A 278-nucleotide genomic window follows, 5' to 3' on the forward strand; every position below is an offset into this window, starting at 1 on the left:
CTCGCCCGCCGCGCCGAGGTCGCCGGAGCGCGCGACGGCGTCCAGCGTCTCGGCCCGCGACAGGCCGGGGGTATTGGCCGAGGCCAGAAACGCCTCGATGGCGGCCGTGACCTTGGCGGGCAGCTGGGCGCCCTTGGTGTAGTCGCCCGAGTCGTCTAAACGCCCTTCGCCCAGCAGTTGGACCACGCCCTCCCAGCCCAGGCGGTCGAACTTGTCGATGGCGCGCAGGGCGGTCAGTCGCTGACCGGCCTCGGTCACGCCGCCGGCGTCGAACAGGC

General features: G+C 73.4%; 1 pseudogene. It reads right to left on the reverse strand.

Going from position 1 to position 278, the window contains the following annotated elements:
* Window positions 1-278 (reverse strand): annotated as a pseudogene (locus B3T77_RS15970) (histidine--tRNA ligase); the annotation flags it as partial.

The organism is Brevundimonas sp. UBA7838, assembly GCF_002500885.1.
Lineage (GTDB): Bacteria > Pseudomonadota > Alphaproteobacteria > Caulobacterales > Caulobacteraceae > Brevundimonas > Brevundimonas vesicularis_C.